This window comes from Stenotrophomonas sp. S39, from assembly GCF_016624665.1.
Lineage (GTDB): Bacteria > Pseudomonadota > Gammaproteobacteria > Xanthomonadales > Xanthomonadaceae > Stenotrophomonas.
The window spans coordinates 1-8,322 of sequence record NZ_JACVTT010000135.1 but is presented as its reverse complement, the minus strand read 5'-3'; the positions used below and the strand labels follow the sequence as shown (position 1 = coordinate 8,322).

7 protein-coding genes are annotated in these 8,322 nt (G+C 68.5%); 4 read left to right on the top strand and 3 right to left on the bottom strand.

What is annotated here, in order from left to right; genetic code table 11:
• The first annotated feature begins 5 nt into the window (after nt 1-5).
• From IAE41_RS20950 to IAE41_RS20935, 4 genes are all read left to right on the top strand, one after another.
• Nucleotides 6-647 carry a hypothetical protein gene (locus IAE41_RS20950; protein ID WP_200734426.1) on the top strand — a complete coding sequence of 214 codons (642 nt, stop codon included), beginning with the start codon at nt 6-8 and terminating at the stop codon, nt 645-647.
• A gap of 105 nt (nt 648-752) precedes the next feature.
• Entirely contained in the window at nt 753-2,783 is a 2,031-nt protein-coding gene (locus tag IAE41_RS20945; RefSeq protein WP_200734424.1) for an NADPH-dependent 2,4-dienoyl-CoA reductase, read from the top strand.
• A gap of 294 nt (nt 2,784-3,077) precedes the next feature.
• Entirely contained in the window at nt 3,078-3,536 is a 459-nt protein-coding gene (locus IAE41_RS20940; RefSeq protein ID WP_004154513.1) for a cell wall hydrolase, read from the top strand.
• A gap of 85 nt (nt 3,537-3,621) precedes the next feature.
• Nucleotides 3,622-4,233, top strand: coding sequence for a glutathione S-transferase N-terminal domain-containing protein (locus tag IAE41_RS20935; RefSeq protein ID WP_079220774.1), 612 nt, complete (start codon nt 3,622-3,624; stop codon nt 4,231-4,233).
• A gap of 122 nt (nt 4,234-4,355) precedes the next feature.
• Here the strand turns inward: IAE41_RS20935 and IAE41_RS20930 are convergent, their stop codons facing one another.
• The 3 genes from IAE41_RS20930 to prpE form a co-directional block, all read right to left on the bottom strand.
• Nucleotides 4,356-5,411, bottom strand: a complete 1,056-nt coding sequence (locus tag IAE41_RS20930; RefSeq protein ID WP_200734425.1) for a suppressor of fused domain protein — start codon at nt 5,409-5,411, stop codon at nt 4,356-4,358.
• Nucleotides 5,412-5,461: 50 nt separating this feature from the next.
• Nucleotides 5,462-5,965, bottom strand: a complete 504-nt coding sequence (locus tag IAE41_RS20925; protein WP_079220773.1) for a hypothetical protein — start codon at nt 5,963-5,965, stop codon at nt 5,462-5,464.
• Nucleotides 5,966-6,200: 235 nt separating this feature from the next.
• Nucleotides 6,201-8,081, bottom strand: a complete 1,881-nt coding sequence (gene prpE, locus IAE41_RS20920; RefSeq protein WP_200734423.1) for a propionate--CoA ligase — start codon at nt 8,079-8,081, stop codon at nt 6,201-6,203.
• Between the last annotated feature and the right edge of the window lie 241 nt (nt 8,082-8,322).

Below are 8,322 nucleotides of genomic sequence, written 5' to 3'. Positions count from 1 at the left end.
CCCCCATGCCCACCGCCCTCCCCCTGCGCCTGCTCCAGCTTGTCACCGGCCTGTTCCTGTATGGATTCGGCATCGCCCTGATGGTGCGTGCGGCCATCGGCGTGGCGCCGTGGGACGTGCTTTCACAGGGGATTACCCTGCATTCGCCGCTTTCGTTCGGCCTGGTCACCAACCTCGTCGGCCTGGCGGTGCTGCTGTTGTGGTGGCCGCTGCGGCAGAAACCCGGCGTGGGCACCGTGCTCAATGTGCTGCTGATCGGCCCGTCCGCGCAGTTCGGCCTGTGGTTGCTGCCACCGGCATCCGGCCTGGCCTGGCAGCTGCTGCTGTTCTGCGCCGGCCTGCTGCTGATCGCTCTGGCCACCGGCCTGTACATCGGCGCACGCCTCGGCCCCGGCCCACGCGACGGGCTGATGACCGGCCTGCACGCGCGCACCGGCCGGCCGATCTGGCAGGTCCGCACCCTCATCGAAGGCAGTGCCCTGGCGGTGGGCTGGTGGCTGGGCGGCAACATCGGCCTGGGCACGCTGGCCTTCGCCATGCTGATCGGCCCGCTGTGCGGCGTCACCCTGGGCTGGTTCGGCATTGGCCGCCCGGTGGGGGGTAGCGCCGGGCCACGCCCGGCGAGCGCGCAGCGCGGCCACGGATGACCGCGCCGCCGGGCATGGCCCGGCGCTACCCGACGCTGCGGCAGCCCTTGCCCCGGCCGCAGTTTCGCGGCACCCTGCGCGCTTCCGTACGCAAGCGTATCGACCATGTCGCCAGCCAACGAAACTGCCTATCCGCACCTGTTCTCCCCGCTGGACCTGGGCTTTACCCAGCTGCGCAACCGGGTGCTGATGGGCTCGATGCACACCGGCCTGGAAGATCGCGCGCGCGACTTCCCGCGCCTGGCCGCCTATTTCGCCGAGCGCGCCGAAGGTGGCGTCGGCCTGATCGTCACCGGTGGCTTCGCCCCGAATGTGGTTGGCTGGCTGAAGCCGTTCGGCGGCAAGCTGTCGTGGCCCTGGGAAGTGCGCCCGCACAAGCAGCTCACCGCCGCCGCGCACCAGCACGGCGCAAAGATCTGCCTGCAGCTGCTGCATGCCGGCCGCTATGCCTATCACCCGCTGTCGGTAGCGCCGTCCAAGCTGAAGGCGCCGATCAACCCGTTCACTCCGCGCGCGCTGTCGGCCAGCGGCGTCGAACGCCATATCGCCGATTACGCCCGCAGCGCGAAGCTGGCCCGCGAGGCCGGCTACGACGGCGTCGAAGTGATGGGCTCGGAGGGCTACATCATCAACGAGTTCATCGCCCCGCGCACCAACACGCGCACCGATGCCTGGGGCGGCGACGCGCGCCAGCGCATGCGCTTCGCAGTGGAGATCGTGCGCCGCATCCGTGAGGCCTGCGGCCCGGACTTCATCATCATCTACCGGCTCTCGCTGGTCGACCTGGTCGATGACGGCAGCAACTGGGAAGAGATCGTGCAGCAGGCACAGGCCATCGAAGCCGCCGGCGCGACGATCATCAATTCCGGCATCGGCTGGCACGAGGCGCGCATCCCGACCATCGCCACCTCGGTGCCGCGCGCGGCCTTCGCCGGGGTCACCGCCAAGCTCAAGCCGCACGTGAAGGTGCCGCTGGTCGCCACCAACCGCATCAACATGCCCGAAGTGGCCGAGCGCATCCTGGCCGGTGGTGGCGCCGACATGGTGTCGCTGGCGCGCCCGCTGCTGGCCGACCCGCAGTGGCCGAACAAGGCCCGTACCGGCCGCGCCGATGCGATCAACACGTGCATCGCCTGCAACCAGGCCTGCCTGGACCACGTGTTCGAGAACAAGCTGGCCAGCTGCCTGGTCAACCCGCGTGCCGCGCACGAGACCGAGCTGGTCTACCACCCCACCACCGCGCCGAAGAAGATCGCGGTGGTCGGCGCGGGCCCGGCCGGCCTGGCCTGCGCCACGGTGGCCGCCGAGCGTGGCCACCAGGTCACCCTGTTCGATGCCGGCGCTGAGATCGGCGGCCAGTTCAACGTGGCCAAGCGCATCCCGGGCAAGGAGGAATTCCACGAGACCCTGCGCTACTTCCGCCACAAGCTGCAGGAAACCGGCGTGCAGCTGCGCCTGGATACCCGCGCCGATGCTGCTGCCCTGGCCGGCTTCGACGAGGTGGTGCTGGCCACCGGCATCACCCCGCGCAAGGTCGATTTCCCCGGTGCCGACCACGCCAAGGTGGTCACCTACCTGGACGTGCTGCTGGGGCGGGTCGACGTCGGCGCCAGCGCGGCGATCATCGGTGCCGGCGGCATCGGCTTCGATGTTGGCGAGTTCCTCAGCCATGCCGGCCCCTCGCCCTCGCTGGACCCGCAGCGCTGGATGGCCGAATGGGGCGTGGACCGCCATTTCGAGGCCCGCGGCGCGCTGGCCAGCCCGCAGGTGGAAGCCTCGCCGCGCCGGCTGTGGCTGCTGCAGCGAAGCGCCGGCAAGCCCGGTGCGCGCCTGGGCAAGACCACCGGCTGGATCCACCGCGCCACGCTGAAGGCCAAGGGCGTGCGCATGCTCGGCGGCGTGGAGTACCTGGGCGTGGATGACGATGGCCTGCGCATCCGTGTGGATGGCAGTGAGCAGCTGCTGCCGGTCGACCACGTGGTGGTCTGCGCCGGGCAGGAACCGAACCGCGCACTGCAGGCCGAACTGCAGGCCGCCGGCATCGCTGCACAGGTGATCGGCGGTGCCGATGTTGCGGCTGAGCTGGATGCAAAACGAGCAATCGATCAGGGCAGTCGCGCCGCTGCTGCGCTGTAGTACGGGGCTGAATGGGGGACAAAATGTGATTTCCGTCCCCTCGCCCCAACCTGAATGTCAAGCAAGCCGATTCAGGATGCGTTCGGCAATGCCCCCCTACCTTGCGCCAACTTTCTGCTCACCAGCCAGTTCCCGGTGAGCCGGCGCGGCCCCCTCGATCGGATGATCGTTTCTTTTGGGGCCGCCCACGGGGCGGCCCCGATGGCCGCCTCCCCATGACGCCAAGTCGTACCCCGGCCCGCAGCCCCCGCTGCTGGAACCCCGGGCTGCGGCCCACACGGAGCAAGGAGTTATATGAAACTGGCCTGGATTCTCTGGCTGTCGCAGTTGTTGCCGCAGCCGGCCGCTGATTCATTGTGTTTGAGCACCACCGTTTACCTGGAAGCCCGCGACCAGACCCTGCGCGGCCAGCAGGCCGTCGCCGAAGTCGCATTGCGCCGCCTCGACAGCGGCCTGTGGGGCGATTCGATGTGCCAGGTGGTCACCGCGCGCAAGCAGTTCGCCCCGACCATCGTCTCCCCCGGCACCCAGCTGGGCAACGACGCGGCCTGGAGCGAAGCGATGAACGTGGCCTTCGACGCCGAGCGCAACTGGGCGCTGCCGGCCGGCGAACGCCGCGAGATCGTCCCCGGTGCCAGCCACTTCGCCGCGCTGTCCATTGCCAGCCCGAACTGGCGCAATGCCTACCAGGTGGCGACCATCGGCGACCACACTTTCTATAAGGTGCAGAACCTCAAGCCTCGCCAGTCGTAACGATCTGTTGCCGGCGGCAGCGTTGCCGCACGCCGGCAGGCTCTGGGATAGTGGACGTTTCCCGCCACACCCGCCTGGAGTCCCCATGAAGCTGTACAGCAAGCCTGGTGCCTGTTCCACCGCCGACCACATCGCCCTGCAGTGGACCGGCCAGCCCTATGAAGTGGAACTGCTGGACAAGGACACCCTGAAGGGTCCGGACTTCCTCAAGATCAACCCGGCCGGCGCGGTGCCTGCGCTGGTCGATGGCGATTTCATCCTGCTGCAGAACGCAGCCATCATGGGCTACATCGCCGACAGCTTCCCGCAGGCCGGCCTGGCCGGCGATGGCAGCGCACAGCAGCGCGCCGAAGCCACCCGCTGGCTGTCCTTCGTCAATTCGGACGTGCACCCGGCGTTCTCGCCGCTGTTCGGGCCGGCCAAGTTCATCGCCGATGAAGGCCAGTTCGACGCCATCCGCGCCGCCGCGCGCAAGCGCCTGCGCGGCCTGTTCGAAACCGCCGACAAGCAGCTGGCCGACAAGCCGTGGCTGGCCGGTTTCCGCAGCTTCGCCGATCCCTACTTCTACATCACCCTGCGCTGGGCGGCGGCCGCCAAGGTCGACCTGGTCGGCCTGGACAACGTGGCTGCATTCAAGACCCGCATGGAAGCCGACGCGGGCGTGCAGGCCGTGCTGAAGGCCGAAGGCCTGGCCTGAGGCCGGGACGGGGCCAGACGCGGGGTCGGATCCGTCTGCGCAGCAGACGGCTCCGACCCCAACGACCACGGGTCAATAAGTCGAGCAAGCTCGACTCTACGCGTCTGCCGCGTTCGTCGCGCTCAGCCGATCTCGCGGATGACGGCACCCTTGCCGTCGCGCAGCTGGGTCGGCACCACCTCGATGCGCAGCCTTGACCCCACCGGGTACAGGCCGCGTTCGGCCGGCACGGCTGCCATCGCCTGCAGCCCCGCCTCATCCAGCAGCCAGCGCGCGCTGTCGCCTTCTACCTCTTCAACGCTGTCGCCATCGGCCGGGACGAACGTCCACTGCCGCTCACGGCTGACCAGCTCCAGCGGCTTGCCATGGCGCAGGCGCAGGCCCAGCAGCTCGGACACGCTGGGAACCTGGCCGGCGCCCAGCACCAGCGTGGTCACGCCCGCCTCCTGCCGCCACCCCAGGGTCTCGATGAACAGCATGCCGGTGGTCGAGCCTTCACGCTCACTGCCCTCCCGTGCCTGCGCAGCCAACGCGGGGTCATCGAGCAGGTTGCCGCGGTGCAGGTCGGTGATCCACAGCGGCATCGCCGGCTGCAGGGCCTGCAGCACGCCGCGGGTCGACCAGCGCCGGATCGCCTCCATTTCTTCATCGGTCAAGCCGACCAGCTGCAGGAACTGCAGGTGCCCGTTGGCGGTATCGCGCGCCGGCAGCTGCGGATCGGCGATGAAGGCCAGATGGCAGAGCCGGGTGTCCGTCTCCAGCGCGATCGGGCCGTTGGCGTCGAGATGGTGGCCATCTTCGAACACGTTGCCGCTGCCGAACACATAGCGCGCCAGGTTCTGCAGCAGGTTCAACGGCCACACCGGCGGCGTGCTGCCGGCATCCTCGCCGGCGCTGGCCGCCAGGCGGAAGGTCAGCTCGAAGCCGTAACCGCTGGTGTCGGCATCACTGCTTTCCTTCGCATACAGCTCGGAGAAGCCGTAGGTGATGTAGTGCCAGTGCGGCACGGGGGCGTCGGCCCAGTACACGCTGATGCCGTCCAGCGGATCCTGGCCACCCAGCGTGTAGGGCAACGCGGTGCCGTAGTGGCGCGGCTCCTGGCCGGCATACAGCGGTGCCAGCGCCGCATTGATGGCGTCCCAACCGGGCGTGTCGGTGGTGTCGTGTTCGTCCTGCACGCAGGCATCCTCGAGGGCAGTGGAATCCACCGCCCACTTTACCCGCCACGTCAGGCCTGCACGACCTCGCCCGCCGCCGGCGACAGCAGCACCTGGGTTTCCTGCCACCAGCGCTGGGCCAGTGCCGGGCTGCGTGCCTTCGCCACCGCATCCAGCAGTTCCGGGCACAGCCGCTCCAGCGACAGCGCATCCTTGCAGCGCTCGATCTTCAGCTGCATGAAGTAGCCCTTCAGGCCCAGATGGCGGCGTACTGCCTCGCTCATCGCCTCGTACAACTGCTGGTACAGCGCCGGGTCCTGTTCGCGGCCGCTGCTGAGGGCACGCGCGGCCACCGGCTCGACCGCGCCGCCGACCACTTCGATCAGCTCAAGTGCCGCCAGTTGCTGCAGCGCATCCGGCGGCGCGCGCAGGCCTTCGAGCAGGCCACGCAGTTCGTTGTCATCGCGGCGGCCATCGACCATCAACAGGATCGAACGCAATCCCGCCGGCAGGCGCCGGCCACGGTCTTCGATCTCCTGGCGGCCAGCGGCCGTCTTGGCGTGCAGCAGTGCCATGCATCCCCCCCAATCCTTGATGCGCTTCATCTGCGCGCCCGGGCGGGCGCGCCCCTTTTGGTCGCCATCGTCAGCGCCGGCGCAGCTTCCCCGAAGCGCAGGCTCTGTTGCAGATCGATGACAGGGCGAGCTTAGCGCATGTGCTGGCCGGCTTGGGTAGCGCCAGGCCATGCCTGGCGTCTTTTCCCCACCAGGCAAACGCAGCCGAGCGCGGGCTCGGCTCTACAGAATCGGCTTACCGCCCCAGCGCGCGGCGGATTTCTTCCAATGCCCCGGGGTCATCCAGGGTCGACAGGTCGCCCGGGTCGCGCTGTTCGGCCAGCGCCTGCAGCGAGCGCCGCAGCAGCTTGCCCGAGCGGGTCTTGGGCAGCGCGTTGACCACGTGCACGTGTGCCGGCCGGGCCACCGCACCGAGCGAGGCGGTCACCGCCGCCATCATCTCGGCCACTACCGGCGCCGGGTCCTCGCCGTTGAGCCCCTGCTTGAGGGTGACGAACACCAGTGGCACCTGCCCTTTCAGCTCGTCCTTGACCCCGATCACCGCCGCCTCGGCCACGCGCGGGTGGCCAGAGATGGCTTCCTCGATCTCGCGCGTGCCCAGGCGGTGCCCGGCCACGTTGATCACATCATCGGTGCGGCCGAGGATGAAGGTGTAGCCGTCGTCATCGCGGATGGCCCAGTCCAGCGAGCTGTACAGCAGTTCCTTGAAGTGGCTGAAGTAGCTCTGCATGAAACGCGCATCGTCGTTCCACACCGTGCTCATGCAGCCCGGCGGCAGCGGCGGGGTCACCACCAGCACGCCCTTCTGCCCGGCCGCGACTTCCTCGCCGGTGTTTTCGTCGATCACCTTCATGCGATAGCCGAGGTTGGGGAAGCCCGGCGAACCGAAGCGCACCGGCTTCATGTCCAGCCCCGGCAACAACGTCAGCGCCGGCCAGCCGGTTTCGGTCTGCCAGTAGTTGTCGATGATCGGCTTGCCCAGCGCCTCGCTGATCCAGTGCGCGGTGGGCTCATCCAACGGCTCGCCCGCCAGGAACAGGTACTTCAGCGCGTCCAGGTCGTGGCGGTGGATGAAGTCGGCATCGTGCTTCTTCAGCACGCGGATGGCGGTGGGCGAGGAGAACATCGTGCGCACGTTGCACTGCTCGCACAGCGCCCACCAGATGCCCGGGTCCGGGTTGGTCGGCAGTCCTTCATAGAGCAGCGAGGTGCAGCCACCGATCAGCGGCCCATACACGTTGTAGGAGTGGCCGACGGCCCAGCCCACGTCCGAGGTGGAGAACATCACCTGGCCCGGCTGGCAGTCGAACACCGTCTGCATCGACTGCGCCATCGCCACGGCATAGCCGCCCACGTCGCGCTGCACGCCCTTGGGCTTGCCGGTGGTGCCGGAGGTATAGAGCAGGTAGCTGGGTTCGCTGGACTCGAGCCACTTCACCGGCACGTCCACCTCACCCACCTGCGCGCGCAGTGTGGCGTAGTCGACATCGCGGCCGGGCACGCGCGGCTCGGCCGGATCCAGGCCGCGCGAAACGATCAGCACGTGCGGCGGCGGGCTGGTCGCCTCGGCGCAGGCGGCGTCCACCATGGCCTTGTACGGGATGACCTTGCCACCGCGCATGCCGGCATCGGCGGCGATCAGCAGCTTCGGCCTGGCGTCGTCGATGCGCAGCGCCAGGTTGTGCGCGGCGAAGCCACCGAACACCACCGAATGCACCGCACCGATGCGCGCGCACGCCAGCATGGCGAACACGGCTTCGGCCATGTTGGGCATGTAGATGACCACGCGGTCACCGTGGCCCACGCCCAGGCGCTGCAGCACCGCGGCGAAGTCATTCACCTCGCGGTACAGCTGGCGGTAGGTGATTTCGCGGGTGATGTTGGTTTCGGTGGAGACCGCCACCAGCGCGAGCTGGTCGGGCCGATCAACGAGATGGCGATCGACGGCGTTGTAGCAGAGGTTGGTTTCGCCCCCGACATACCAGCGGCGGAACGGCGGATTGCTGTAGTCCAGCACCTGCTTCGGCGGCACATGCCAGTAGATGCGCTTGGCTTCCTCGCCCCAGAACGCCTCCGGCTCGTCGATCGAGCGGCGGTAGGTTTCCTCGTAGTTCATGACGCAGCCCTCCCAGACAAAGTCATGCATTCGAGGATAGTCCCGCGCTGGCACGCGGGCCGCCCTACCTTGGTAGGGGGTGGGGTTTTTCATGCAGGGCTGCCGCCCTGCACCTGCCGAAGCCGAAGCCGAAGCCGAAGCAACAGCAGAAGCGGGTTTCCTGAGAGTAGGCGGGGTGGGTCCGGTCGAGGGGGACGCTGCAAGTACGTCCCTGTAAGCTCGGTCGCCGCATCCATGCGGC

Coding starts and splice junctions, on each gene's coding strand:
- IAE41_RS20945 (WP_200734424.1), top strand. CDS start 753: ATGTCGCCAGCCAACGAAACTGCCTATCCGCACCTGTTCTCCCCGCTG.
- prpE (WP_200734423.1), bottom strand. CDS start 8,081: ATGAACTACGAGGAAACCTACCGCCGCTCGATCGACGAGCCGGAGGCG.
- IAE41_RS20950 (WP_200734426.1), top strand. CDS start 6: ATGCCCACCGCCCTCCCCCTGCGCCTGCTCCAGCTTGTCACCGGCCTG.
- IAE41_RS20925 (WP_079220773.1), bottom strand. CDS start 5,965: ATGGCACTGCTGCACGCCAAGACGGCCGCTGGCCGCCAGGAGATCGAA.
- IAE41_RS20935 (WP_079220774.1), top strand. CDS start 3,622: ATGAAGCTGTACAGCAAGCCTGGTGCCTGTTCCACCGCCGACCACATC.
- IAE41_RS20940 (WP_004154513.1), top strand. CDS start 3,078: ATGAAACTGGCCTGGATTCTCTGGCTGTCGCAGTTGTTGCCGCAGCCG.